Consider the following 26,726-nt stretch of genomic DNA (forward strand, 5'->3'; position numbering starts at 1 on the left):
ATAAGTTTTCCCCTTAATTACTGCTTAAAGCTTTAAACCAAATTAATTTCACATGGTTCCAATCGAACTTTACTACCTTATTTCTAGCATTATTTATCAAGGTGTTTCTTGTATTTGGGTTTTCGAATATTGAAACGATCGCAGAGCTCATTTCTATGGCATGGTTTGGTTCAACGAGTAATCCATCGACACCATGCTCTATCAAATAAGGCATGCCTCCAACTTTGGTAGAAACAACCGGTAAACCTAAAGCCATCGCTTCAATAACGCTAACTGGAGTATTATCAAAATTTGTCGTATTAATAAAAACATTATAGTTGCTAGACAAATCAATCCATTTCTTTTTTTCTAGTTTACCAGTAAATTTAACGTTCAAATTTAATTTTTGTGCTAAACTCTCAACAACTTTGCGAGATCCATCTGCATCTGGACCAACCATACAAAGTGTTGCATTTGGATACACTTCTTGTACTTCTTTTAAGACGTGAACGGCTAATTGCGGATTATAAATTTCAGAAAACGACCTCACCCAAAGTAATTTTGGGGCATCATAATTTCTAATATTAAATGCATAATTATCAATTTGAATCGTATTAGGAATATGAATTATATTCTTAAATCCAGCATTGTCAAAAGCTTCTTTTAAAAACATGGAAGGTGATACATTATACTTTGCATTTTCAAAGATTCGCTTGCTCCATTTCGGATGGCTCCTAAGTCTAGATGCTAAATTTCCACCATGAAGAATGGGAATATAATCTAACTTCAATAGTCTACACATTTGACTAACAACAAAGGCATAATAAAAATTTTGGGTACTATAGGTATCAATTAAAACGACATCTACTTTTTTGAACAATTTTAAGCAAGTCCAAGTCATGTCTAATAATCTCAGGGCTTTATTCTGTTTTGAGGACGCATAATGGATCCTGAATCCTTCATTCTCAAGCAAAGGACCTAGAGTCTGTATACCAGATAAATTAGAGGTTTTGTTCTTTAAGTTGTTTCCTATGTAAAGGACGTTTTTCATTAGTTACATTTAAAAGTGCTAAGGCATAAATAAACGCTGGTGCAGCTATTCGCATCGACGAATGATTAATGGTAGCAAACCAAAAGCACAAGAATGCATAAAAGTAATAGTTTCCTTTATTTCTAGATCTAAAATCTAAAGGTTTAAAAATCAGAATAATTAAAATAATTACACCAAGCATACCGTGTTCGGCCAAAGTTCTACTAATTTCGTTATGTGAAGTTACACCTTGTCCTTCTTCTTCAATACGTTGATCTTTAGCTCGACTTGAACCAATTCCAAAAAAAGGATTATTCACAAAACCTTCTATTTCTTTTTGAAACAACATACCGCGTCCGGTAGATATATCCTGTTTTTCTCGTCCAGTATGATCTTTATTAGCATATCTTAAATCAATAAAACCATCAGTTTGGTTTGAACTAATAACCCAAGTGAGTGCTAATGTCGAACAAAAAACAAAAAATATGGCAATAATATTATTCTTTTGTTTCCTTGATACTTCAGAATAATAAATCACTAAAAATGCCAATATACAAAGTACTGCTGTTATGACACCTCCTCTACTGAAGGTAACAAACGCACGAAAACCTATTGCACAAAATATAGCAATATTAATAATTTTGAGTCCGATTGAAGGAGATTTAGTAAACAAACGAGCGGCAAAAACGAACATTCCAATACCTAGAATTGTGGCCACCTGGTTGGCTCCCCAACCTCCAGATGTAGCTCTATTTGAACCCGTATTTGATAACACTTCTTTTACACTTGGATTATAAAAAAAGATGTACACTGTATGTGAAATAATGGGCAACGCCATATATAATAACAAATTATGAACTTGCTTGAGTGATACTTTTTTGCCATAACAAAACAAAGCTGCAGCACCTAAGCATATAGGACCACTTAATACAAATGCTATGTTGGTTCTAAAGTTGACATCAAAACTTAATGTAGTAGACGCAACAAATATGGATGGAATAAGAAGTAAAACATACAGAAAATAGGGATAACTATTGCCCGACAAACCTTTATAAAACATCCCAATTATTGAAAACAGAATAACAATATATTTTACAGCTTCATATGAAAATCCTCCTTTTGACATTCTTAAAAGCACTTCAGCGCCTACAAAATATGCGCAAGCATTTAAAATTTCTATTGTTTTTTTATTACTTGGCGCTAGAATTATTCGATATAAAAAAATGAAAAACGCAACAATGAAGTACAACTTAGCTAAATCTTCATTAAAATAAATGAGCATTCCAATAAGTATATGCAATGCTATAAGACTTAAATAAGTAATATTAGTTTTCAATTATTTAGAATAAATATGATATTAATGACGCTTTAAATCTACTATTTGCGATACAAAATAAGCATTTAGTAGTTAAGAAAATATATTTTTATAATTGTCTAGCGGAAACTTATAGTTATAACTTTTTGCAATTAAATATATTACAAAGTGGATTATAAAAACAGGAAATATTGGACGCATTACCTTTAAAAAGGCATCATATGTTTTATTTGAATAATTATGAATTAGAAATGGCACATTATTAGGGTTTAAATAATTCTTATCGATACTTTTATGATCAACAGCCATTACCTCGTTATATACTTTATAATACACTTTTTTACCGTCTCTAAGTAATCCATAAAACTCTGTTACAGATAAGGGTTTATCATCTTCAAAGTAAAACAAAGAACAATAAGAAACATCAATCATTATCCACTTGTTTAATTCTTTAATAAATACTTCATTAAACGAATGTCCTCCATAATCCCTATTAAATGGAGCACGAGTTACTCCCCATTCACGAACTTTAATATCATTAATGACACAAAAATTATTAAAAACTTGAACTTTATCACTACAAACACCACCTTTTCCAGAAAGCATTATTTTCAATGCTTCTTCAGATGGTACACTTAAGCCTGGACCACCTTTAATATTGTTCTCTAACCAACTACTAAGTTTTTTTACTAATTCGATATCAGTATCTGGCTTACCATCCTTAAAAATTATAGTATTAACCTCTGTGAAATATGCTGGAATATCTGCTTTATTATTATCAATATTATACGAGTAACCTTTAATCTCATTTAAATTAGAGTTTTTAGATAATAATCTAAATCTAGTCAAATACAAGAAGGGGTGACGTTTGATCGTCCAAAGTATTTTCTTTAAAATCATAAATTATTATTTCATATAATGAATAAAATAAAGGCTAAAAATAATTTTTTTTTTTTGTTACACCTAATTAATCAATACTTTGCAATAATATATCTATATTAAATAGATATTTCTGCTCAACTATTAATTTTGAAAGGTTTTTATCAATTTTTAAATAATTCTCACAGCAACGTGAGCATAATAATTTTTTGCTGCCTTGGTGCTTGCCAAAACCTCAAAATCTACATTATAAGATTTGCAATAATCTTCAAAAGCCCTAAACTCGTGCAACATACTTGAAAACTCATCAAAAATTATAATTGACCCTTTTTTAAGTATTTTATGAGACATGGTTAATACAAAAAGTGTTGATGAATATAAATCTGCATCAATATTAATTACTAAAGTGTTTTCAGAATTATAATTGTCCATAAATGATGGAAAAGTATCTTGAAACAACCCTTTATAAAAAGCGACTCTTGTATCATTTATTTGAGGGAGTTGGCCTTTAGTATCAAAGAATCCCTTTTCTAATCCTCCTGTGAAGTTATCCCAACTTTCAGGTAAGCCACTAAATGTATCAAACCCATGAAAAAGTGAATCCTTATGTGTGTTTAATTGCGACCAATATTTTATACTTTTTCCTTTAAAAACTCCAAACTCCAAATAAGAAATAGGCTTATTATCTATGCTTTGATTTACAAAACTGTATAATTGAGTTCTAGTTTCTAAAAACTTACCTTTAGAACCATAAGCTTTATTAAAGGCCTCTAATTTCGGCAAATAAAATAAATATCTAAACTTTTCAGAATTAGGTATAATCTTAGATAAGATAATTTTAAACTTTGTTGTTAATTTTGAATTCATTAATTATTTATTTAAATACGTTATTTTTCTTTTAAAATAAAACCACAACCAACGTGTTGCAACTATGGATGCTAATTTTGAAAACCCTGCTTTTTCAATTCCTCTAATAGAATTTAAATTATTGGAATTTACAATGACATAAACTTCAGTCTTATCATTATTAATAACTTCTTGAGCTATCTTATTTATGACATAAGGATAAATGGATTGACCTCTATGGCTATTAACAGTAACACAGTCTCCAATTACTGGACCTTTCTTGTTTAATGATTTCATTAAATACACTTTAGGAATCAAAAAACTTTTATGCACAATTTTATTATTATCCTTTATGAAATAACAGATTTTATGCCCATCAGTAGACTTCTCAATTTTATATTCATTTTCTATACTAATTGATTTATAGTCTTGCATATGATATACAAGTACATCAATAAACACTAATTTAAATCGTCTAAGTATTTTTTTCATCATTTCAATTTTGCCAAAATCTTTGAAATTCTAGCTTTATATGGTTTTAAATATTTATCAAAAAACAGAAATAGCTTAAAATACATCGTATTCAAAACTAAATGATAATGAGGGTTTTCGAAATATATAGTTTCGGTTCCAAATTTCGATTTAAAATCTTGCACTCCTTTAGATCCACCCATTGAAATGTTATAGCCTTTAAAGTCATTATTAAAGGACTTTTTTATCATTTCCCATTGCAACATATAACCTAGCTTAATATCTGGTTTATGACGAATTACACCTCCAGTTATATTAGTGATATAACCACATGTTTTGACATAAAACCCTGAAGCTTTTATCACATTATCTACTTCACAGTTTACAAAATATGCTAAATCCTTATTTACCAAATCAAAAATAGTAGCTTTAAATTCTTTAAAATCACGAACACTATAATTGGCTTGTCTGGCATTTTCAGAAATCACCTTATATCCTTCTTCTATCGATTTAATATCTTTTACAAAGGTAGCTTTTGCTTCTTTATTATATGGCATTCTTACGTTTCTCCTAACTTTAGGTGTTAACTGAGCCAAAAATTCTTCAGGATCTTGAAATCCATTAAAATCAACCCAATTAATACCATAAGAACTATACACATACTTAAAGTGCTTACCTGGTTTAAAAATAAAATTCATGAACTCTACATGATCTGGTAAATAAGCATGTTTTAATATTTTTTTATTTGAAGATTTAGGAATACTTATTTGTAAATAACAACTTCCACTTTTCTTAGCGTGTTTAGTAATTTCTTTGATGTGATTCTCAAAATTATCTTCATATCCAGATTTATATATTGGTCCATGAGGAATGATATAAAACTTAAAAAACAAGAGTTTAGGGATCACTGCTCCATAACCTCCTATTATTTCATCATTCTCTAAAAACAACCCTAATTCATAATCAAAACCATAAGATTTATAAGATTTAAGCCAATCTGAAAGGATTAAATGACTTCCTTTTGGATTATTTGTCAAAAACTCATCCCACTTTTCTTGCCAATGAATCTCCTTGGTAAATAGTAGTCGTATCATTTTATTTGCCTAGTGATTAATTCATGATCATTACTACTATAAATCTCACCATTTTCATTACAATCAAATATGACATGTTCAATTTTTTTCATGTAACTAATTAAATCACTTAAGGTTGGATTCCAAATCTCTTTTGTAGTCACTTTTTGAGACAAATATTTAAAACGTTCTTCTACTTCTGAATTAATTTTATCTTTCTCTCCAAATAATTTTCCTTCGTGATAATTCATTGGTGCAGAAAAATAAGTATGTGCAATAAAGAGTCCTTTTTCTTTAATTAGTAAGTCCAAGTTATCTTTATGTAATGCTCTTTTAAAGTTGATCATTTCTATAGTTTGAAAAACGGTAAACGTTTGTCCATTCAGAACATGTTCAAAGAATACTGGTGCATATTCTGCTAAAGGATAGATTTTATTCCTTTTGAATCTCCAAAACAGCAAAATTGGGATAAAGAATATAACGAGCTTAATTATGTTAATTACAAAATATACATGCTTAATCTTACTCTTTTTTCGTTTAAATCGTTTAACGTATTTAGCTATTTCTCGATATAAATTTAGACTATAATCATCAGTACTATAGTGAAAAATAATATTCTTGATTATCAAGGTAAATACCTTCTTAAAACCTAAATGCTTAATACCCTTATAAAATGCTTTTAGTGTAAATTGATTTGGATTAATTTGATTAATCACACCATCTACTGCTGTACCAGAATCGATATAATTCCAAAGTTGACTAATATTTCTGTCTTTTAAATACTTACCATATTGGTCTTTAATTTCATCTTTACAATTTGAAAATGTAAAATTATAAGGTTGAAAACCATGATCAATCCAAGTGGTAATATTTTCAAAAGGCGGTTTAAAGGATAAAAAATCTTTAAAACTCTCATCTTGTGATTTTAAAGACTGTGATAATGAGTGATAAGCTAGTTCATGTCCATCTTTCACCCACTCTTCTATTTCATCTTTATTAAATTCTATAGATGCTGTATCTTCTCGTTTAGAAAAGTGATTTAGAAAAAAGCCCTTAGTCACTTTAATATTATGTTCCTTAAAGAATTGACGTTGTAAGGTTAAATTATCTAAGGTGTCAAAATCACAATGATCTGTAAAGCATGCTATGGCAGAAAACGGAAATTTAGAACGACTTATTTCAACACCAAAGTCATTTGAAAACAAAAAAGACAAAGGTATTTCTCTGGGCTTTTTTGAAATTGCTTGGATGATTCCCTTAGAGTTATCCTTATTATAATTTGAAATTGGTTTCGCATTTACTGGATTAAAATGCCAGTATAAAATTTGCTTTTCTTTAGCATTGACTTCCCAAATTCCGAGATTTTGATTTGGCTGAACTATTTGATTGTTCTGAAGTTTTATAAGTTTTGGCGCATACCAATTCGCCATTCTTTTTTGCTTGATATCTACCCAAGTATAATCGTGATTTCTAAATAAAACGATGGGTTGATTAAATTCAATTTTTAAAGTAAACGAATACAATTCATTTTCTAAATCATACAGCACAATTTTATGTTCATGGACTCTTTTAAAGTCCAGACTTTTATTGATTTCATTACTAATTAGCTGTATTGATTTAATCATAAATCTATAAAGATCATTTCTAAGAATTGAATAAGCAAATTACGCGAAAATCTCCCAAAATCCAGTTGAATTTCACATAAAGATTATTTCAATAATTCATTCTTAATTCTAGAATTGTAATACTCAAACGTAAACTTCTCAATATTTTCCCTTTCAAAACCTGTCATTGCTCTATAATCTTGAGCAGTTAACTTTAATATACTTTGTAATTTGGCAACTATACCTTCAACAGAAATATCATCTAATAAAAACCCGTTTTTTCCATCTTTTATGTAGTCTGAAATACCTGAAACATTAGACACAACAGGCAAACAACCAAAGTTTAAAGCTTCTGCTATTACTTTTGGAAACCCTTCTGATGCCGATGGTAAAACAATAGCATGTGATTTTATATAGATATCATGAACTTTCTCTCGAGATAAAAATCCATGAAAATGAACATTTAGTTTTGTATCTCTTGCATCGTTTTTATAGACTTCCATGGCTCTTCCATGACCAACAATATCAATGTGCCCAATTCTAGATGTATCGTCTTCACTTAAACTTTTAAATGCATTAATGAGTAAACCTATTCCTTTCTCTTTCTCAAGTCTACCAACAAAACAAAAATTAATTTGGTTTGTACTCAACACTTTATGTCTCACCACTTGTTCACCTTTTTCAATATCAATAGAATTCAAGCAAGGGTTTTCAAAAGTTAAACACTGACTCGGTTGAGAAGGCCATGCTCCATTAATTGTAACATGGCGTTTTTGATTTTTTAATACCCATTTTTGAAACCTATACGCTATTGGTGCATTTTTTTGTTTCCAATTTCCAGCATACTTAAACCAACCTTTTTTAGAGCTAAATAACATTAGATATGGAATAACATAAACTCCTATTCCTGTTGGTGCTCTAAACTGAAAACAATCACTTTGGTTTAAAGCTTTTCTAACTGTACTTAATACTTTTGGTGCTTGCCAAAACACGGAAATTTTATCAACAAACCTTTGACCTCCAACTGCTTTAATTGGGATGAACTTGATGGCATCAGAAATATAAGGCAATGCACTGGCAGGCGCAGAAGTTTCATGTAACATTGCTACATGATTAATTTGATCAAATACAGTGAGAAGGTGATTTATTTCTGTAATTGTAGAACCCAAACCAACGATAGTGCCATCAGGCGCCTTGTAATGTTCTGTATGTGAAATTATGGTTAGTACTTTCATGGGTCACAAATTAACAACTTTAGACTTTTGTAATGGCTTTTAGTTTTTAATGCTGTCAATATTAATTTCGGTTTTAATCTTAGTTGCTAGTTTTTTAGTAAAAAGTTCAGCACCTAATTTATTCATATGCCTGGCATTGTAAAAATAGGCTTTATCATTACAGATGTCATCATTAGTGAAATCAAAAAAAGCAAAACCATAGGTTTCTGCAAATTTTTGGTAAGTATTAATTAAAACTTCTTCATTTTTAATAAATGCCTTTCCTTCAGAATAAAGTGGAGCATACACTAGTACAACTTCAATATTATTTGCCTTACAGTCTTTTAGATACCTGTCAAATTTCATCTTTAAAGTTTCATCTATTTTAACCTCAAAACCTTTCATTAATTTTTTAGCCTTATCAAAATCAGAATTCCAAGTTCTCTCTTGTCCTTGATAACCTTTAACTCTAATTTGCGGATTGTTATTTGAGCTCATATTCATTTTGAATGCTGTTGAAATCGCCTCAGTCTGGCTATAATATCTAAGTAGTGGTAAGTTATAATCAAAATAAGAATACGACTCATATTCAGATGTGAACTCTTGAAAATCCTTTTCCCATAACATATAAGGTAAAATCTGTTCTGAGTTAAAAAAATCTCCTTTTTGAAGTGTTGTTGCATCAACAGAATGAATAATCATCTGTGGCTTGTCATTGTATTTTAAAGCCAATTTATGCCTTAAATACTGCATATTAAATGTGTGACCATCAACACCAAGGTTATAAGCCGTTAGTTGCAAGACGTCTTCTAAAATTTTAGGATCAAAATGGACCCAAGCTCTAGAGCTTCCATGTATTAAAATATCAGCATTTAAATTACCCTCTAAGACATCATTCCAAATTGGATATTCTAAATGTGCGAATGTATTCGATTTTCTTAAATTGTTAGATAGATATACATCAAGACCATATGCCAATAAAAGAATTGGAATTGCAAAAACTACTATTTTTAAAATGAACTTCTTCATCAAAATTGAAAGTAAATAAATTCTTGACTAGATCCTGCAAAAACAAAAATTAAAATCACAATAAGATAATAAAAGCTCCATTTCAATACTTTGTGATTCTTAAACATCGATTCAATTGCATATTGATCTTGTCTTCCAAACCATTCAACAATACTAAAAAACACAACCAATAACACTGTTGGGATTGCCAAGGTTCCATTTTCGAAATATGGCGTCGAAAAAAGCGAATTTGAAAAGATTCCAGACGTATAATTAAAAGCATGTTCTATAGTTTCGGCTCTAAAAAAGATCCATGCAAAAACTGTTAGAATAAACGTTATCATCATTAATGTAAACTCTTTCAAACTAGGAAAAAGCCTTCCTTCAGCAATAGTATTTAGATGATTTCGATTGTTTTTGGTAAGTAAAATTGGTAAAAAGTAAACCGCATTTAAAGCTCCCCAAACGATAAAAGTCCAGTTTGCGCCATGCCAAAAACCACTGACAATAAAAATAATAAATACATTCCTTATCGTCTTCGTTAATCGACCTCGACTTCCGCCTAATGGAATGTACAGATAATCTCTAAACCAAGTTGATAACGACATATGCCATCGTCTCCAAAATTCAGCTATATCTCTTGAAAAATATGGAAAGGCAAAGTTTTGCTTTAGGTTAAACCCGAATAATCTAGAAATACCTATTGCAATATCTGAATACCCAGAAAAGTCACCATAAATTTGAAATGTAAAAAAAACAGCTCCTAAAACTAAAGTGCTTCCGTTTAAATCTGCTGAATTATCAAAAATATAATTGGCATATTTAGCACAATTATCTGCAATGACTACTTTCTTAAATAAACCCCAAAGTATTTGACGTAAGCCATCAACTGCACTAGAATATTTAAATTTACGATGCTTATAAAACTGAGGCAATAGGTTTGTTGCTCTTTCAATTGGACCTGCAACTAACTGCGGAAAGAAACTCACAAAAGCTGAAAACGCAATCACATCTTTTGTTGGTTCTAACTTTCTTTTATACACATCAATCGTGTAACTCAATGTTTGAAACGTATAAAAACTAATTCCAACAGGTAAAATGATATTTAGCGAATTGGCATTGATTTCTTTTCCAAAAAATGAAAATGCAGAAACAAAGTTCTCAAGAAAAAAATTGTAGTATTTAAAAAACCCAAGAAAACCGATATTCACTAAAATGCTCGTCCATAATAACAATCGCCTTTTACTTATGGCATTCTCCTTTGCCAATGCTCGTCCTACCGAATAATCAATAAGTGTACTAAAAAGAATTAACGATAAAAAACGCCAATCCCACCATCCATAGAAGATATAACTCGAAACGACAAGCAATATATTTTGAAGCTTCAAACTTTTATTCGTCACAAACCAATACAGTATAAATACAATTGGTAGAAAAATAGCAAAGTCAATTGAGTTAAAAAGCATGGTTTATAAATCCTAAGTATGTATTGTATTATAATAATTCTTCATAACGCATAATGATATGTGTCCAATCATGAGTATTGGCCCAAATCTTAGCTTCCGTTTTATATTTAGATATATTTTCAAGTATTTGTGACACACCATCAATAAATTCTTTAGAATTATTAGCATCTATCAAGAGTCCAGACTTGCCAGAATTAATAGCATCTTCAATACCGCAACCTTTTGATCCAATGGCAGGAATTCCCATAGCATTGGCTTCAAGAATAGCTATTCCGAAACCTTCAACATCACCTGTAACACTTTCTTCACTTAGCATCACAAAAATATCTGTAGCTTCAAGTACTTTTTTTAATGTATCATCATCTACACTTCCATGAAACGTAATAAAGGCATCTACTTTTAAATTTTTTGCGACCTTCAAAAATGCATCAGCTTCTGTTGGAATTCCAACACAATGGTAATGCAATTCAGGAAACTGCTTTATAAGTTCTGGTAATTGTTTTATAACGTTTAACTGTCCTTTTCTTGAACTTACGCGACCAACTGTAGTTAGCACTGGATTGCCTTTAAGAGTGATTTTATCTTTTGAATTTTTCCATTCAGAGGTTGTAATGCCATTTGGAATTACAACAATCGTTTTGTTTAAATGTGCTATCAGACCTTTTGTGTAGTTCGATACCGCAACTATTTTATTGAAACGTTTCAGTGAAAAACTGATGGACTTTCGTAAAAGAACTGATTTAAAATTGACTTCTGTTCCGTGAACCACTGCGATTGTTTTTCTTCGGAAAAAGAACGTACAAAAAGCAACATTCCATAATGAAAATTTCCCTGTTGCAATACAATGTGTTGCATTTCTAGCATATTTAAAAGTAAGCGCAATGCGTTTTAAATACATTATAAAACGAAGTTTATACACCTTGATTCGCTCTACTGCAAATGGTAAAGACGCATCAAATTCTAATTCTTCATTACCTGTTTTAGAACGTTGGTCTGCAATAACACGAACCTCATGGCCTCGATTGGTTAAATGTAAAGCCAAATTATAAGCATGATTTCCTATTCCACCTGGTTGTGGTGGGAATTCGGAGGTTGCAATTACAATATTTGACTTGGTTTCGTTCATACAAGTGGCTCGATTAAAGCACCTTCTTTTATTTTTTTACTCGATAAATACCATGACTTCCAAACTTGGAATCCGACAATGGGTAAAATTAAAATTGTAACGATAAACCCAATAAATAATAAGGGTTTATTCTTTTTAAATTGGTATGGAAATATCGAAATTGGAACCGTTCGTAATAATGCTAATCTAGCTGAAGCATTGCCATAATACGTTCTGAAATAATACAAAACACTAGGAATTGGTCTTGCTGCGAAAAAATTTGAAGGTCTAAATGCATCCCAACTTCCCATTTCTCTCAAACCACCTGTTCCTGCTTTTACGTCTACACAGGATGCTAAGGGATTTGAAACACTTTTCAAACCATTAAGATAAAGACGCATTCCAAATTCACCATCACCCATTCGTTGTTTTTCAAACTGACGATCAAATAATCCAACCTGATTAAAAACAGTTTTATGAAGCATAGCATTTCCTGTAGCAAACTGTGAAGCAACTGCAAAAAACGATCTCGACTTCGGGATTTGATGACCTTCTGGGTAAAAGACACCAGCAGAGATCTTAGCATTGAAAAAATCGAGGCATTTTAAATGCATCCTAATCCAATCTGGTTTAATTCGAACATCATCTTCAGACAAGGCAATCCATTCACCTTTACTTGCTTTAATAGCCCTATTTCTAGCCAACCACAAGGCTTTTTCCTTTTGGTTGATTAATTGAAAATTGAGATTAAAGTCGGCGTAAAATGCTGTATTAAAATCATCAGACTGGTCTACAACTATCACCTCAAAATTAGGATAATCTTGCGCTTCCAAATCTTTTAAAACAGCTTTTAAATACTCATATCTATTAAGTGTTGGAATTACAACACTTACCAATGGATTCGCTTCTATTAATTGAGATGAAAATGATTCCCAATCTTTATACACAACGGAATTACTTGATTCTTTGAGTTGATTGACCATTCTAGTACTCCACCAAGCTTTACATTCTTTAAAAGGATTATGAAATGACATTATGCGCAATAGAAACACAAAAAACACCCATGCTGCATGAAAATTTTTTCTAATGAAACGATATTCATCAATGCGTGGTAATTTTGAAAAACTCGAGTATGTTTCAAAATCTCCAATATATCCTAAATGAATAGATTGCCATGACAAATCATAAGCCTTAGATATTTCAGATTTGTACTGATCATCAATTTGTAATTGATTCCTTATAGCTTCAGGCAATTGACTGACAATTGGAAATATTGAAGTCCCAGTCTTAGTCTTCTTTTGAAAGTAATGAGTTGGTTGTAAGTATTTTAGAAAATTGAATAGCATCAATTTGATTTTGAAATACAATATATATTTGGAGGCAATGGGTTATTTAAATTATAGTCTTTCAAATTCCCATCCAATACTTGATACTTATTTTCGATAAAAAACTCTACAATTTTAACGTCATTATTAGTCTCAACAATAAAAATTGGATTAAACCGGTTTAAAGTTTCAATGCTACCCTTTAAAATATCCATTTCAATTCCATCTACATCAATTTTAATAAGATGGCATTTCTCTAATTTTTGAGTGTTTACATAATCATCAATTCTCACCATTTGAACCGTTTCGAATAACTGAGATTCACTTGATTCTAGAACATTAGACGTCGAATTATCTAAATATAAATTTATGCTTTTATTTTCGTTACCTACTGCCAAATTTTCAACATGAATAGTATCACCTAACTCATTAATTTTAACAGATTTTAGTAATGTATTATAAACATTTTTACTAGGTTCAAAAGCAATAACTTTTCCTGTTTTACAAATTGATTTTGCCCAAACCAAACTCAAATAGCCAAAATTTGCGCCAACATCTAAAATGGAGAGATCACTTAAATCGGAATACCTTCTTTTTAGTAATGTTATCGAATTCCTTAGCATTGTATTTTCAATCCCTTTAGAATATGCTTTAGACGCATCTTTAATAGAGGCCACAAACTTAAAACTAACCTCATAGTCTAAATAAGATCTATTTATACTTACTACACTTTCTCTATAAACTCCATTGCTCCTAAAAAGCAAATCTCTAAACCATTTTAAAGTCTTAGATTTCCCAATCTTATGTCTTATTGATTTTGGTACTTTATCGTATAAATATACAAGCATCATTAATTTTTTATAAACCTTTAACAAATATAATAGATTTATCCTTGCAGGTTTTTTTTTATAGGCCTTTCGATAAAATAAACTTAAGATTCAAACCTTTAAGACTTGGTGTTTTAATAAGCTAGATTATTCATATACCTGAAGGGAAAACCCTAAAAATCTACTTATTATACTATATCTTTTTAATTAAAATAAGGTCTTATATCCTCTGCAAAAATCTCACTAATAAGTTGACGACCAATACTAGTGACATGAATATCATCATAAAAATAATTTGCTCTTAACAACTTATCACTATGATTAATAATGTTGTAAATTGAGTTTGAAGTATTAACCTTTGCTGTTTTGAAAGGCGAAATATAACATAGTAGAACTATTCCTTCCTTATCACACAAGCTCTTAATTTTTTTAAGATCAGTATTTTGAAATTCTACTCTTATGGTGTTACGATTTTCAATTAAATCAGCATTTGAATTTTTAAAAGGATATGTATAATTCCCCTTAGCATCAAATCTATTTCGTCGTTTTGGTTGAAATACACTCAAAATTGAAGGATAAAATACTTCAGCATTATAATAGGATACACCCATAATTGGTAAATAGCGACTATTAGATAATAAACGAGCATCAGTTCCAGAATAGGATTGGAAGTAATCAGAAACATAAGAACGATCTATAAAAGGCAAGAACCTATAATCGTTAGCATTTATTCTATTAGTTTGATCATCAAAAGCAGTTATACTAGGTGCTAAAACGCAAATTTTTGTTGATTTACCTTCTGCTAAAAAATGTTTTAGCATCAAGTATTGGCTTGAAATAGGAGTATCATCTACAGATAGATTAATTCCATTTTTATGTGTTAAGGAATCGATAACTTGTGTATCTAATGTTGTCAATCCAGTACTGGCACCAAGTACAATATAATCGAAGTCTGTTTCAGTAACTCCATTAACCAAAAACGATGGTTTATAAAAATTACCTTGTCTTAAAGCCCAAAGACTAAGATAGGACAACAGATTGCCTAGTATTAAAACACTAATAACTAATATGCCTATTTTTTTTAGAAAAATATTCATAATTAAAACTGAAAATAAATGAAATCTGATGGGTTTTTAAAAACGCCCATAAACACAATCAACAGCGCTATAAAAATTCCAGAATAATGATTCAATCTTACTTCTCGTTGATTACGTTGTAATGTAATAAATTCAAATACAAGCATCACTACAAGAGAGACTAAAATAATACTACTAAACAAAATCATCTTAGAGCTTTTGTAAAACAATTCTAAACTCCAGCCAGAAAATGTAAGAATATCTATAATATATTGATATGCAATTTGGACGCTGTCTGCCCTAAAAAACACCCAAGCAACTGTCACTAGGGCAAAAGTTAAAACCGTTTTTGGCACTTGTCTCCATAGCATATGTGTTTCTACAACATGATTTCTATTCGTATTAGAAAGCAATAAAGGCAAGAATAAAAGTCCATGAATACAACCCCAAACCATAAACGTCCAATTGGCTCCATGCCAAAATCCGCTAACCAAGAAAACAATCATTACATTACGTATTTGTTGGTAACGACCTCCTCTTGAGCCACCTAGTGGAATATATAAATAATCCCGAAACCAAGTTGAGAGTGAAATATGCCATCGTCTCCAAAACTCGGCAATATCTCTTGAAAAATAAGGAAATAAGAAATTTGTCATTAGAGAAAAACCAAACAAACGCGCTACACCAATCGCTATATCAGAGTATCCTGAAAAATCACCGTAAATCTGAAATCCGAATAGTACGGCTACAATTATCAATTCAAAAGAAGAATGCCCTGTAGTTGAATCAAAAATCTGGTTCACAAAAAAAGCACAATTATCAGCAACTACTACTTTTTTAAATAATCCCCAAATTATGAGATAAACACCACTCATCACAGCTTCGCTATTAAAAACACGTGTTTTTTGAAATTGTGGCAATAAGTTCTTTGCACGCTCAATTGGTCCAGCCACCAACTGCGGAAAGAATGCAACATAAGCCATAAATTGAACCAAACTAGAAGTAGGTTCAAGTTTTTTACGATACACATCAATAGTATAACTTAATGTCTGAAATGTATAAAATGAAATGCCGACTGGTAAAATAATATTCAAAGTACTCTCATGCATGGTCACTCCGAAGCTTCCCCAAGCTGAAATCCAGCTATCGACAAAAAAGTTATAATATTTAAAAAACCCTAAAAGACCTAAATTGAAAACAATACTAACGGACAATAATACTTTCCTTGTCGTAATTCGTTCCTCCTTTTTTAAGTACATGGCAACTAAATAATCGGCTAAACTGCTAAATACTATCAAACTTAAAAAGCGCCAATCCCACCAGGCATAAAACACATAACTGGCAACTAAAATTAAAAGATTTTGGTACCCAATCGATTTCTTAGATAGCAACCAATATAGTATAAACACTATAATAAGGAAAATGGCAAAGTCTAATGAATTGAATAACATTAATCTGGTTTAAATAGCTGCTAATTTAAATTGCTAAGGGTTATTTTTTAATAAAAAATTATAGTTTCTCAGCTAAAACTTTCGCCAAATATATCTAAAATCTTATTGATACGACTAAACTTCTAAAAGGTAAACTTTTAAACAGAATTGTTTTAAGATCTACGTGTTTAAAAAATCTAAATCGACGATTATGTAATGTAAAAATCTGCAAACTGCATTTGTTGTTGTTCAACATTAAAATTATGTTTCACACGGCTAATGGCATTTTTTGACACCTCATTTTTTCGTTCTGTTGACAAATTATTGACCTCAACAATTTTATTAGCCAGCAATTTAGGTGCTCCATTTGGTACGATCCATCCCGTTTTTTCATGAACTATATTTTCATTAAGACCTCCTGCATCAGTAACAACGCACAATAATCCTAATGCTTGAGCTTCTAAGACTGCATTACAGAATCCTTCCTGAATACTAGACTGCAAGTAAATATCTGCCGAATTTAATTTGGACAATACGTCGTCATGAGATAATTTTCCGTGAAGGAATACTTCATTTTCTAATTGTAGTTGATGCAATTGAAGTCGATAACGTTCTTTTTCAATTGGAGTACCAGAACCGATAATATGATAGTCAAAATCTAAACCTTCATCCTTTAAAATTTTTATCGCATTAATAGCGAGATCTAATCCTTTAATCCAATTTAATCTTGCTACGGTTACAATTTGAAGTTTTTTGTTTTGCGATGTATAATTGCGAATTAGATTTAAATTAGACATATCAACTGCAGGCATAATGATCTTAAAAGGAACATCTTTAGAAAGTCCATGAACATAAGCCTTTTGAAGCAAATCATTAGATATGCTATGTACTTTATCTACATTTTTCCATAACAAGTCATAACAGCTTGGATGTTTTATAGGATACACATTAATATCAAAACCTCTAAAACTTACGGCCATTTTCGCGCCTATGGCCCTAGCTACAAGTTCATATTCAATAGTTTGAGTAGCAAATCCAAAATGTAACCAGTCTACTTTTAGTGATAAAATATGCGAGCTTAAATATATTTTCTTTAAAAGTTGCGTTGCACTCTTTTTTTGTGTTTTTTCTAAAGCTACAAACCTTTTTACGGCCTTGAGATGTGGCATTAAACTCAAGAATACGATGATCATCATAAAAATTTGAATAATCGCATTTTTATATACTTTAGGTTGTTTAATAACTGGACACATATTAAAATCGTCATTTGCAACTTGAGTTAATAAAACGACTTTATAACCATGCGCTTGTAATCCTTTTATTTTTGAAGTAAAAAAGGTTTCAGAGTAACCTGGAGTGGAAGAAAGCACAATTCCTATTTTCATTTAATTCATTTTGGTATTATGTTCATCACTTGCATAAAAATCGTTAAAACATAGTTCAAACTGTTTTAAGTTATGCTGTTCGTTTACTTTTTCATAAGCCTTAATTATCATTGTCTCCTTTTCTTTTATAGACAACTTCTTAAATTTCAAAACGGTATCTATCAAACTAGTCACATCTCTGTTTTTGAACAGTAATCCGGTTTCATTATGGAGTACTAATTCTGGCATTCCTCCAGTATCCGAACTGATGACAGGCAATCCTGTTAGCATCGCTTCAATAACAACATTTGCTAATCCTTCGGAGACACTTGGCAGTAAAAAGACATCTGCTTGTTTCATTGCATTTAGCACGTCTTCGAAAGAAACTCTTGATAATAATTGGACCTCTTTTTCTATATTTAAACTCTGTCTTAAAACAACAAGTTCTTCAGAATCTGAAGCTCCAATGATCGTATAGTTGATTTTAACACCCTTATCTTTTAAACCTTTTATAGCTTCTAAAGCATAGTTATACCCTTTAATCCAATGTTCTCTTCCAATAGATAATACATTTAAGGTATCTGGTTGAGAATCCTTTATAGACTTATTAAATTTAAAAGAAGATACATTTATTCCAGAATAAATGACTTTAATTTTGTTCTCATCTGCTCCATAATGCATTGCCTTCATCTTTATATCATTAGATACTGCATGAAACTTATCAATTTTAGGAAACGTTTTACGATATAACGCTGTAAGATTTAGGTCTGAAAGTGGTGCACTATTTATAAGTCGTCCACGCAAACTAACTGCAATTTTAAAATAAGATAGGTCTAATAATTCTTCGAATAAAATTAAATGAGAAACCCACTGAATATGTACAATATCAGCTTTATTTCTAATCAATTTTGACCAGATTAAAAACTGTTTAATCCGAGTTAAAATCGGTTTATCAGATTTTCGTAGAATGGCCACAAAGTGAAGCCAAATTTTTGGGTATAAAACTAAAAAAGTAATCAGTTGAAATAGCAACTGAAACAATAGAATTAGTTTGTTATTATGATTTGTTGGTAAAAAACTAATATCGGCATGTTTGTACTTGAATAGTTTAGTTGAAGCGCCAACAACACATAAATTGTGATTTTTATTAACAACTTGAGCCAATCTTAAGACAAACGTAGTAGGTTTTAAATTTCCGTTATAGATTGCTATGTTCATTACACTATAAAATCATTTTTTTTGTGCAAAAATGCATTGATGAAGGCCATAACCTAGCTTACCTAGAACATTTTCACGTGTTTTTCTAAGGCCTATTTTATTAAAGAAGCCAGTAATAAAACTATTGTTAACTATTTTAAAATAACCAAGCCTTCCAAAATTAGGAATAATACTATCATAATCTATAATTTCAAACTTCGTTTTAATCAATGCTTTTAAAGTTCTGGGATCGAGAACCTTTTCAATGGGTTGGTTAGACCAATTTCCACCTTCTAAATGATCTAAAACGCGTTTGTTTGGCGTTGTTAAAATAAGATATCCTCCTGGTTTCAGTGCTTTATGACACACATCTATGTATTGTTGTTGTTCTTCGATATGCTCAATAACTTCCTGAGAAATAACAACGTCGTAAATAGATTCTTGTAAAGGAAAATCGATCACATTTCCATGAAAATAATTTACATGAGGATATAATTGATTTGCTTCTTCTACTGCTTTCTTGGAAAGTTCAATACCATCTGCATTACCAAATTCACCTATAAAGGATGTAAATCTGCCATCACCACAACCTAATTCAATAATTCTAGGCGTTTTTATTGCTCTTTTTACCACAATAAAATAATCTAGAATCTTTACAGCTCGTCTAAGCTTTAAATTATTTAATAGTTTTCTCTCCGACCAATAGTTGTCATAAAACTCAATTTGGTTTTCTATCTTCATAAACTAGGTTATTCGAATTTCTTTATAAAGTTATTAAACTTATCTAACATAATCTCATCAGTATGATTTTGTCTGATATAATTTACTGCTTTTTCCGACATTTTATTTAATTGTGATTTATCTTTTAAAATATTATCCAAGGTTTGTATTACATTTTGCTTTATATCTTGGCTATCTATTAAAAAACCGTTTTCACCATCGCTAATCATTTCAATATTTCCACCAATATTTGTAGCTATTACTGGTGTACCCATAGACAATGACTCTAACAAAAACATAGAATTCCCTTCACTATATTTTGAAAGTAAAACACCAATATCTAAGGCATTATAAAACTCATATAGATGTTCATTTGGAATCCAACCTAGAAAATGAACCTGATCTGAAAGATGTTCATCATAATAGGTCATTATGTCTTTGTAATAATGCTTATTTGGCGTCGTTTCAATTTTAATACTTCCAGCAATTAACAAATGTACTTTTTGCCCTTTACTTTTAAAGTAACTAATGGCTTCAAAAAGCTCTAATATAGATTTTTCCTCGCTAAGTCTTCCTGCATAGCCTATAATAAAATCTTCAGATGTCAAATTAAGTTTCTCACGATATTGTTTTGAAAGCTCATCGCTAATCTTATCTGAAAAATCATTTAGGTTCACAGCATTGTAAATCGTTTCCTTTGGAATATTTAAGTTAGGATAAATAGATTGCAATTCTTGAATAGGTGATTTGGTATTTGCTAAAAATCCATCAGAATGATTCGCTAAATACGCAATATTATCAGTACCTAAACGCATTTGCAAGTCAGTACTCCTAAAGAAATAGATGTGCTTGGCTTTAGGATATAATTTATGCAACTTTTTAAAAAGCTCAAAGTGCATAAAAGTGATAATAATATCTGGTTTTTCTTTTTTTATTAATCGTTTAATGCTTTCATAATACACAATGCGATCAGGAAGCGCATAGCCAAAAATTCGCTTTTTAACTTTAAGAGGCACATAATGTAGGAGTTTTTCAAAAAAACGATTTACAACAGTTGGTCTTATGTGAAGGAATTTATCAGTATTGTAATTTTGGAGTTTTAAACTGTCGTTATATTTACTAATAACTTTAAAACACATTCCCTCTACATCACTATTTGAAAGCGTTTCTATGATTCTAGGTGCTCCAGGACTATTCTTGCTTGGAGGAACTGTATGCCTTGAACCTGAAACTAATATGACGTTTGTGTTGGTCATTAATTGTTTTCTAGGATAGACTCGATTATTAAATTTTCGACATGCACAGCATCAGAAGCATTCCATTTTAAGTCTTTGGTCCAATAACCAGGACATTGATCATAGGCTCTAGCTGCGACGCCATAACATATTTCAACAATTTGATACCCTTTTTTAGGATGCTTAACAAAATCATATGCCATACATTGAAAATTGAGATCTTCTTGTACTTTAAATGCCTTTGAAACACATTCCGTTGGAATTAATTCGTTATCGTATAAAATGATACCACTACCCGAAGCCTTAAACGTATTTTTAGCGACCATTCTCTTTAAGCCAATAGCTTTATTACCAATAACCACAATACGAATATCATGATCGTTTTTGGGTAAAAATTCTTGAAAATAAGCATAGTGAAATTCTTTACCCACAAGTCTGTTTTTCAATCTTGCTTCTGGTATCCTGAAAGAAAAATATCTATAAAAATTATAAATAATCTTATTTAGTGATAGTTTAGGGTTAAAATTCAAAGCCGCCTTAAAAGAAGGCATGCCTTTACTAAACATTTTATGTATTACGTGTTCACCTTCAGATGGATTAACTAGCCTTACATTTTTTGAACCTGCTCCTTTGCTTAATTTAGAAACCAAAGGGCTCTGTTGTTTTGATAACCACAATTTTGCCTCTTCAAGTTTGAATGACACAAAGGTATCTGGTGAAGGTGCTTCAACAGATTCTAGAATATACTTTTGAATAATTTTTTCATCAAATGACACTCTAGTCATTAGGTTAGGAAAAACAGTAATTCCTTGATGTTCTGCAATCGTTAAAATCGATTCAGCAATTTTTCCGTTTTTAAATTCAAATCTGTGAAAATGGCACAACAGAATATCGACACCTTTTAAATCTGATATAATGGTATTAGAATAGCAATCGACGAGTTTGTAATTAAGGTTGTTTTCTTTACAGTAGTTTACCCAGCTTTTAGCATAACCGCCTTCTCTATAGTGTATAGCTATGTTTAAATTACTTGCCATTTTTAATATAACTTAGTTGTAGTAAACTATCTGTAAACTTTTTTGTGTACTGTTTATATGTATGATTTTCAATATACGTTGTATAAGCTGCTTTTGAAAACTTTGAATAAAGATCTTTATCTAAGCTCATTTTTAGCATGGCTTCGGCAAGTTCTTCAATATAAGGATTCGACTTTATAAGAAATCCATTTACATTATTTTCAACAACTTCAGAATTACCTCCTGAGTCTGTAGCAATAATTGGTTTTCCTAATGATAAAGCTTCAATTAGACATAAAGGCATCCCTTCTTCAGAATGTTTATTGTCTGTTGGCAAAACTATGGTATCTACTTCTGATAACCTTGTAATTAAATCGCTATTTTTTAAAAATCCTGTAAACTCTACAGGTAACTTATGTTCTGCTGAATAGTTAAAACATTCCTGAATATATGAAGTCGTTTTATCATATTTTCCAATAGCTCCTGCTCCACCAAAAACAATCAATTTGACATTTTTATTCTTTTTATAAACGTCATGAAAAGCTATTATTAAATTAAGCACACCTTTTTGGATACAAATTCTTCCAGAAAATGCAAAAACAAAAACATTAGGATTATCAGTTCGATTTTTATAATTATCACTGACCTCATCTAAGGTCATTATGGGAATGATGGCATTTGGAATTGCAAAATATTTTGATGACTCTAATTGAGTTTTAAAGGTGCTATTTGCTTTATGAAAGGCTATGTCATTAACACCGAAAATTGCCTTACAATTTACTATTAATTCTTGCCATTGCTTCTCATCGTATTTCGTATGTAATGACGTGCCATGATGAAAAAACACAACGTCACGATTAGGTAATAACAACTTAATCATGTTTACCAAACCAACACTTACATGCACAACAACTTTTTTATACCGATTAAAAAACAAAAATCGACACACAGAAACAAAATACAATAACTGCTCATTTGAGGTGGTTACAAATTTATGTTTTCTCTTTTTATAGGGATAAAACAGTTTTAAAACTAATAAAATAATAGCATCAAATGCATTGGGTTTGACATGTAAAAACACATCTTTATCGTAAGAAACTGATTTAAGTTTAGGGTTATAATTTGAGAGTGTCTTGAACTGATTATCATGTAACGATTCAACGGTTTCATAAATAACCTTAGCAGGTGCTGCTCCTTCTGGAGAAGGCACAGAATTAAGCGAACCATAAATTATTAAAACATCACTTTTCATTACCCAAAAATAGAGGTTTTAATGGTAGTTAGAAGTATTCAATAATATTTTTTTGAATTTTAATTGCTTAGTGCTTCTTAAACAATAGTTCAGTAAATTTCTTACCTCCTTTAGTGTTTAAGTGATCTACATCGACAAACAAATCGTCATTATTTATGTACAACGATTGAAAGTTTAAAACCTTTAAACCATTGGCTTTAAAGATCGAATCTACTCCAAAATGTTGATCTTTCACAACGTTGTAATATGCTTTAGTTAACGGAAACTTGACCCCAATTAAGACTATATTATTAGATTTGCACACGCGTATAATGTCAACTAAGGTTTCTTGCAATTGCATCGAATTCTTTTGAGATGTAAACTGATTATTAAGTCTATTTCTAACTTTTTCTTCTTTAAAATCTAGAGTGAAATCATTCCAATTTAAAGAAGACTGGGTTTTGTTCGTTCTATCTTGATCAGTTTCAAACAGTGAAGGTATATTTTCAAGTTTGGCAACAACATATTTTCTAAGAACTAAGCCAATTTTAGGTTGAAAATATATGACTTTTTGAGAAATTTGACTTTTAAAATATGCAAACTGATTTGGAAAATCCTCACTAGTTGCGTAATACATGGATTTATCAGCATTATTTAATTTTTCTCTGTATGTGCTCAGCATTTGCTCATCTGCACTCAAATAAATCGTATCTAAAGCTGTATGTTCTATTAAAAAGTTAATTTTCCGTTGAATATCAAGATAGGATTCAGAATCTGCCGAAAAATTATAAACACCATATTGATGAGGATACGTTTTAAGTTGTGCTCCGTGGGAATCTGAAAATAAGTAGCTCTTATAGTTCAAATCATGATTGTCATAATTTTTATAATACAAATCGTTGCCTAAATTGAATAGCAATAGATTCACTATAAAAAGTATAACCACAAAAATCCCTATTTGATAACTGAATTTTTTCATAAGCCTCTAAAACTGAAAATAAATAAATTCAACATTCTCAGAATTACTTCCAAATAAATAAATTAACATGACTAGTAAAACATAAACAAACCATCTTAAATACTTATTAAAGTTTAAATATTCAAGCGCATATTCTTTATCTCGAGCAAACCATTCGGTACAAATGAAAACAAAAATTAAAACAAAGATATCTTTTGGCCTTACTTCAGGCAATGAAAAAAGACTTGCTGAAAACATTTGCTCTAAATATGCAAAGGCGTGATTTATTGTTTCAGCTCTAAAAAACACCCAAGCTATAAGGGTTAGAAAGAAGGTGATTACCATTCCTTTAAACTCTTTGAAATTCGGGAATAGTCTCCCCTCAGCAATATTACCAGTGTACACTCTGTTTTTATGTCGTAATAGTAATGGTAGAAAATAAAGAGCATTTAAGAAACCCCAAATAATGAATGTCCAATTTGCACCATGCCAAAAGCCACTGACTATAAAAATGATAAATGTATTTCTAACTTTTTGGAGTGTAGATCCACGACTACCACCTAATGGAATATAAAGATAATCTCGAAACCAAGTAGATAAAGATATGTGCCAACGTCTCCAAAACTCAGCTATATCTCTGGAAAAATATGGATATGCAAAGTTACGTTTCAAGTCAAACCCAAATAATCTTGAGGTCCCAATAGCAATATCAGAATATCCCGAAAAGTCACCATAAATTTGTAATGTAAAGAATAATGCACCAATAAATAGAGTACTTCCATTGTAACCATCATAATTATCAAATATGGTATTTGCATACATAGCACAACTATCTGCAATAGCAATTTTCTTAAATAAACCCCATAAAATTTGACGCATGCCGTCTACAGCTTTAGCGTAATTAAAGGTTCTTTGCTTATAAAATTGTGGTAATAAATGTTTCGCTCGCTCTATAGGACCAGCAACAAGTTGAGGAAAAAAACTAACGAATGCGGCAAAGGATAAAAAGTCTTTTGTGGGTTCTAGTTTTCCCTTATAAACATCGATAGTATAACTTAATGTTTGAAACGTATAAAAACTAATACCTACTGGTAAAATAATTTCTAATCCTGTTAACGTAATATCCTGACCAAAAAAACGGAACGATTGTGCAAGATTATCGATAAAGAAATTGAAGTATTTAAAAAACCCTAACAGACCTAAATTTCCACATATGCTCGTCCATAGCAATAATTTTCTAGTCCTAGTAACTTTTGATTTAGACAAATATAAGCCTACAAAATAATCTAAAAATGAACTAAATAAAATCAGAGATAAAAAGCGCCAATCCCACCATCCATAGAACACATAACTGGCGACTACCAAAAAAGCATTTTGAATTTTAAGTTGTTTATTGAAAACAAACCAATAGAGGATAAAAACAATTGGTAAATAAAGTGCAAAATCAAACGAGTTAAATAACATAATTTAAAATTGAAGTGTTGCTATCACACATGTATTTAATTTTCATTTTTAATAGAAAGCGTTTTAGGAATTGCTTCTTTTGAAAGCGGACGACCTTTATTTATCCAAAAATAGAAGATTTAAAAGTAGTTAGTAGTTTTCTATAGTATTTTTTAGGTTCCAAGTTTTTACGATTTCCATTCCTAATAATCATATTTATGGCCTTAAAATAGCGACGTTGATAAATCAGTTGGAATTCGTTATAGCCTTTCCAAGACCTTTCCCAAAGGTGAACAGCATAAGACTCAGATTTGATATATTTTAAATAATCATCTTTTGACTGTCTTAATTTAGGATCTGGATTGGGATATGCATAAAAGGCATTCACATCTAAAACTAAAATATCACCATACCCATTTGGTACAATGTCTTCAACGTTGTACAAGGTTTTAAATGTAGATGTGAAAACTTTTGGAATAATTAAATCCTTATAATTAATTGGTTTTGAAACATCAATTTCATCATAGAACTTAAGGCAACTCACAATAAACGGATGGTGTTTTTGAGCAGCAATCACACCACAACTAATATAATGTTCAGACTCTAAACCAACGACGCATTTATGTGTTAGTAATTCTGAAAAATTCTTTAGCAATAGCATGTCTGTATCTAAATAGACACCACCATATTCTGATAGTACTTTCAGTCGTACATAATCAGAAGCAAATGCCCATTTTTTATCTAAAATAGCTTGTTTAACAAACGGATGGTTTACATCAGAGTTGTTTTCATTCCAAAGGATAATTTCAAAATCTGGCAGGTGAAATTTCCATGATTCAATACATTTCAAAATTGTTTTTGAAAGCGGCTGATCACCAAACCAACAGTAATGTATTTTTTTTGGAATCATTGAA

24 protein-coding genes are annotated in these 26,726 nt (G+C 30.6%); all 24 read right to left on the reverse strand.

Features of this window, described 5'->3' with window-relative positions; genetic code table 11:
* Positions 1–13 precede the first annotated feature (13 nt).
* A complete protein-coding gene (locus VOI25_RS08825) occupies positions 14–1,030 on the reverse strand; it encodes a glycosyltransferase family 4 protein (protein ID WP_323788695.1) in 1,017 nt (338 codons plus the stop codon).
* Positions 981–2,345, reverse strand: a complete 1,365-nt coding sequence (locus tag VOI25_RS08830) for an O-antigen ligase family protein (protein ID WP_323788696.1) — start codon at positions 2,343–2,345, stop codon at positions 981–983. The genes VOI25_RS08825 and VOI25_RS08830 overlap by 50 nt, the downstream gene beginning before the upstream one ends.
* A gap of 72 nt (positions 2,346–2,417) precedes the next feature.
* Positions 2,418–3,224 carry a transglutaminase domain-containing protein gene (locus VOI25_RS08835; RefSeq protein WP_323788697.1) on the reverse strand — a complete coding sequence of 269 codons (807 nt, stop codon included), beginning with the start codon at positions 3,222–3,224 and terminating at the stop codon, positions 2,418–2,420.
* Positions 3,225–3,374: 150 nt separating this feature from the next.
* Positions 3,375–4,070 carry a class I SAM-dependent methyltransferase gene (locus tag VOI25_RS08840; RefSeq protein WP_323788698.1) on the reverse strand — a complete coding sequence of 232 codons (696 nt, stop codon included), beginning with the start codon at positions 4,068–4,070 and terminating at the stop codon, positions 3,375–3,377.
* A gap of 3 nt (positions 4,071–4,073) precedes the next feature.
* Positions 4,074–4,541, reverse strand: coding sequence for a hypothetical protein (locus VOI25_RS08845; RefSeq protein ID WP_323788699.1), 468 nt, complete (start codon positions 4,539–4,541; stop codon positions 4,074–4,076).
* On the reverse strand, positions 4,541–5,614 hold the full coding sequence (locus VOI25_RS08850; protein WP_323788700.1) for a peptidoglycan bridge formation glycyltransferase FemA/FemB family protein: 1,074 nt from the start codon (positions 5,612–5,614) through the stop codon (positions 4,541–4,543). The genes VOI25_RS08845 and VOI25_RS08850 overlap by 1 nt, the downstream gene beginning before the upstream one ends.
* On the reverse strand, positions 5,611–7,218 hold the full coding sequence (locus tag VOI25_RS08855; RefSeq protein WP_323788701.1) for a hypothetical protein: 1,608 nt from the start codon (positions 7,216–7,218) through the stop codon (positions 5,611–5,613). Before VOI25_RS08855 ends, VOI25_RS08850 begins: the two co-directional genes overlap by 4 nt.
* Before the next feature lie 83 nt (positions 7,219–7,301).
* A complete protein-coding gene (locus tag VOI25_RS08860) occupies positions 7,302–8,432 on the reverse strand; it encodes a glycosyltransferase family 4 protein (protein ID WP_323788702.1) in 1,131 nt (376 codons plus the stop codon).
* A gap of 39 nt (positions 8,433–8,471) precedes the next feature.
* On the reverse strand, positions 8,472–9,440 hold the full coding sequence (locus VOI25_RS08865) for a hypothetical protein (RefSeq protein ID WP_323788703.1): 969 nt from the start codon (positions 9,438–9,440) through the stop codon (positions 8,472–8,474).
* The gene (locus VOI25_RS08870) at positions 9,440–10,885 is read right to left on the reverse strand and encodes an MBOAT family O-acyltransferase (protein ID WP_323788704.1); all 1,446 of its coding nucleotides are present in this window, start codon (positions 10,883–10,885) and stop codon (positions 9,440–9,442) included. The genes VOI25_RS08865 and VOI25_RS08870 overlap by 1 nt, the downstream gene beginning before the upstream one ends.
* A 28-nt stretch (positions 10,886–10,913) precedes the next feature.
* Complete coding sequence (locus VOI25_RS08875) at positions 10,914–12,011, reverse strand: glycosyltransferase family 4 protein (protein WP_323788705.1); 1,098 nt, start codon at positions 12,009–12,011, stop codon at positions 10,914–10,916.
* The gene (locus VOI25_RS08880; protein WP_323788706.1) at positions 12,008–13,336 is read right to left on the reverse strand and encodes a glycosyltransferase family A protein; all 1,329 of its coding nucleotides are present in this window, start codon (positions 13,334–13,336) and stop codon (positions 12,008–12,010) included. The genes VOI25_RS08875 and VOI25_RS08880 overlap by 4 nt, the downstream gene beginning before the upstream one ends.
* Entirely contained in the window at positions 13,336–14,163 is an 828-nt protein-coding gene (locus tag VOI25_RS08885) for an FkbM family methyltransferase (RefSeq protein ID WP_323788707.1), read from the reverse strand. Before VOI25_RS08885 ends, VOI25_RS08880 begins: the two co-directional genes overlap by 1 nt.
* Before the next feature lie 182 nt (positions 14,164–14,345).
* Positions 14,346–15,239, reverse strand: coding sequence for a hypothetical protein (locus VOI25_RS08890; RefSeq protein ID WP_323788708.1), 894 nt, complete (start codon positions 15,237–15,239; stop codon positions 14,346–14,348).
* 2 nt (positions 15,240–15,241) lie between these two features.
* Complete coding sequence (locus VOI25_RS08895) at positions 15,242–16,669, reverse strand: MBOAT family O-acyltransferase (protein WP_323788709.1); 1,428 nt, start codon at positions 16,667–16,669, stop codon at positions 15,242–15,244.
* A gap of 188 nt (positions 16,670–16,857) precedes the next feature.
* Positions 16,858–18,033, reverse strand: coding sequence for a glycosyltransferase family 4 protein (locus VOI25_RS08900; protein WP_323788710.1), 1,176 nt, complete (start codon positions 18,031–18,033; stop codon positions 16,858–16,860).
* On the reverse strand, positions 18,034–19,230 hold the full coding sequence (locus VOI25_RS08905) for a glycosyltransferase family 4 protein (RefSeq protein WP_323788711.1): 1,197 nt from the start codon (positions 19,228–19,230) through the stop codon (positions 18,034–18,036).
* Between the two features lie 12 nt (positions 19,231–19,242).
* Positions 19,243–19,950, reverse strand: coding sequence for a class I SAM-dependent methyltransferase (locus VOI25_RS08910; protein WP_323788712.1), 708 nt, complete (start codon positions 19,948–19,950; stop codon positions 19,243–19,245).
* Positions 19,951–19,958: 8 nt separating this feature from the next.
* A complete protein-coding gene (locus tag VOI25_RS08915; RefSeq protein ID WP_323788713.1) occupies positions 19,959–21,185 on the reverse strand; it encodes a glycosyltransferase family 4 protein in 1,227 nt (408 codons plus the stop codon).
* Positions 21,185–22,201 carry a hypothetical protein gene (locus tag VOI25_RS08920; RefSeq protein ID WP_323788714.1) on the reverse strand — a complete coding sequence of 339 codons (1,017 nt, stop codon included), beginning with the start codon at positions 22,199–22,201 and terminating at the stop codon, positions 21,185–21,187. Before VOI25_RS08920 ends, VOI25_RS08915 begins: the two co-directional genes overlap by 1 nt.
* On the reverse strand, positions 22,191–23,432 hold the full coding sequence (locus VOI25_RS08925) for a glycosyltransferase (protein WP_323788715.1): 1,242 nt from the start codon (positions 23,430–23,432) through the stop codon (positions 22,191–22,193). The genes VOI25_RS08920 and VOI25_RS08925 overlap by 11 nt, the downstream gene beginning before the upstream one ends.
* Before the next feature lie 67 nt (positions 23,433–23,499).
* Entirely contained in the window at positions 23,500–24,390 is an 891-nt protein-coding gene (locus tag VOI25_RS08930) for a hypothetical protein (protein ID WP_323788716.1), read from the reverse strand.
* 6 nt (positions 24,391–24,396) lie between these two features.
* The gene (locus VOI25_RS08935) at positions 24,397–25,833 is read right to left on the reverse strand and encodes an MBOAT family O-acyltransferase (protein WP_323788717.1); all 1,437 of its coding nucleotides are present in this window, start codon (positions 25,831–25,833) and stop codon (positions 24,397–24,399) included.
* A 100-nt stretch (positions 25,834–25,933) separates the two neighbouring features.
* The gene (locus VOI25_RS08940) at positions 25,934–26,722 is read right to left on the reverse strand and encodes a glycosyltransferase (protein ID WP_323788718.1); all 789 of its coding nucleotides are present in this window, start codon (positions 26,720–26,722) and stop codon (positions 25,934–25,936) included.
* Positions 26,723–26,726 lie beyond the last annotated feature (4 nt).

Source organism: Psychroserpens sp. (assembly GCF_034670085.1).
Lineage (GTDB): Bacteria > Bacteroidota > Bacteroidia > Flavobacteriales > Flavobacteriaceae > Psychroserpens.

What these genes read in the sequence shown, in the direction of transcription:
- VOI25_RS08825 (WP_323788695.1), bottom strand. Translation starts at nt 1,030, where the DNA reads ATGAAAAACGTCCTTTACATAGGAAACAACTTAAAGAACAAAACCTCT.
- VOI25_RS08835 (WP_323788697.1), bottom strand. Translation starts at nt 3,224, where the DNA reads ATGATTTTAAAGAAAATACTTTGGACGATCAAACGTCACCCCTTCTTG.
- VOI25_RS08840 (WP_323788698.1), bottom strand. Translation starts at nt 4,070, where the DNA reads ATGAATTCAAAATTAACAACAAAGTTTAAAATTATCTTATCTAAGATT.
- VOI25_RS08845 (WP_323788699.1), bottom strand. Translation starts at nt 4,541, where the DNA reads ATGAAAAAAATACTTAGACGATTTAAATTAGTGTTTATTGATGTACTT.
- VOI25_RS08850 (WP_323788700.1), bottom strand. Translation starts at nt 5,614, where the DNA reads ATGATACGACTACTATTTACCAAGGAGATTCATTGGCAAGAAAAGTGG.
- VOI25_RS08855 (WP_323788701.1), bottom strand. Translation starts at nt 7,218, where the DNA reads ATGATTAAATCAATACAGCTAATTAGTAATGAAATCAATAAAAGTCTG.
- VOI25_RS08860 (WP_323788702.1), bottom strand. Translation starts at nt 8,432, where the DNA reads ATGAAAGTACTAACCATAATTTCACATACAGAACATTACAAGGCGCCT.
- VOI25_RS08865 (WP_323788703.1), bottom strand. Translation starts at nt 9,440, where the DNA reads ATGAAGAAGTTCATTTTAAAAATAGTAGTTTTTGCAATTCCAATTCTT.
- VOI25_RS08870 (WP_323788704.1), bottom strand. Translation starts at nt 10,885, where the DNA reads ATGCTTTTTAACTCAATTGACTTTGCTATTTTTCTACCAATTGTATTT.
- VOI25_RS08875 (WP_323788705.1), bottom strand. Translation starts at nt 12,011, where the DNA reads ATGAACGAAACCAAGTCAAATATTGTAATTGCAACCTCCGAATTCCCA.
- VOI25_RS08880 (WP_323788706.1), bottom strand. Translation starts at nt 13,336, where the DNA reads ATGCTATTCAATTTTCTAAAATACTTACAACCAACTCATTACTTTCAA.
- VOI25_RS08885 (WP_323788707.1), bottom strand. Translation starts at nt 14,163, where the DNA reads ATGCTTGTATATTTATACGATAAAGTACCAAAATCAATAAGACATAAG.
- VOI25_RS08890 (WP_323788708.1), bottom strand. Translation starts at nt 15,239, where the DNA reads ATGAATATTTTTCTAAAAAAAATAGGCATATTAGTTATTAGTGTTTTA.
- VOI25_RS08895 (WP_323788709.1), bottom strand. Translation starts at nt 16,669, where the DNA reads ATGTTATTCAATTCATTAGACTTTGCCATTTTCCTTATTATAGTGTTT.
- VOI25_RS08900 (WP_323788710.1), bottom strand. Translation starts at nt 18,033, where the DNA reads ATGAAAATAGGAATTGTGCTTTCTTCCACTCCAGGTTACTCTGAAACC.
- VOI25_RS08905 (WP_323788711.1), bottom strand. Translation starts at nt 19,230, where the DNA reads ATGAACATAGCAATCTATAACGGAAATTTAAAACCTACTACGTTTGTC.
- VOI25_RS08910 (WP_323788712.1), bottom strand. Translation starts at nt 19,950, where the DNA reads ATGAAGATAGAAAACCAAATTGAGTTTTATGACAACTATTGGTCGGAG.
- VOI25_RS08915 (WP_323788713.1), bottom strand. Translation starts at nt 21,185, where the DNA reads ATGACCAACACAAACGTCATATTAGTTTCAGGTTCAAGGCATACAGTT.
- VOI25_RS08920 (WP_323788714.1), bottom strand. Translation starts at nt 22,201, where the DNA reads ATGGCAAGTAATTTAAACATAGCTATACACTATAGAGAAGGCGGTTAT.
- VOI25_RS08925 (WP_323788715.1), bottom strand. Translation starts at nt 23,432, where the DNA reads ATGAAAAGTGATGTTTTAATAATTTATGGTTCGCTTAATTCTGTGCCT.
- VOI25_RS08930 (WP_323788716.1), bottom strand. Translation starts at nt 24,390, where the DNA reads ATGAAAAAATTCAGTTATCAAATAGGGATTTTTGTGGTTATACTTTTT.
- VOI25_RS08935 (WP_323788717.1), bottom strand. Translation starts at nt 25,833, where the DNA reads ATGTTATTTAACTCGTTTGATTTTGCACTTTATTTACCAATTGTTTTT.
- VOI25_RS08940 (WP_323788718.1), bottom strand. Translation starts at nt 26,722, where the DNA reads ATGATTCCAAAAAAAATACATTACTGTTGGTTTGGTGATCAGCCGCTT.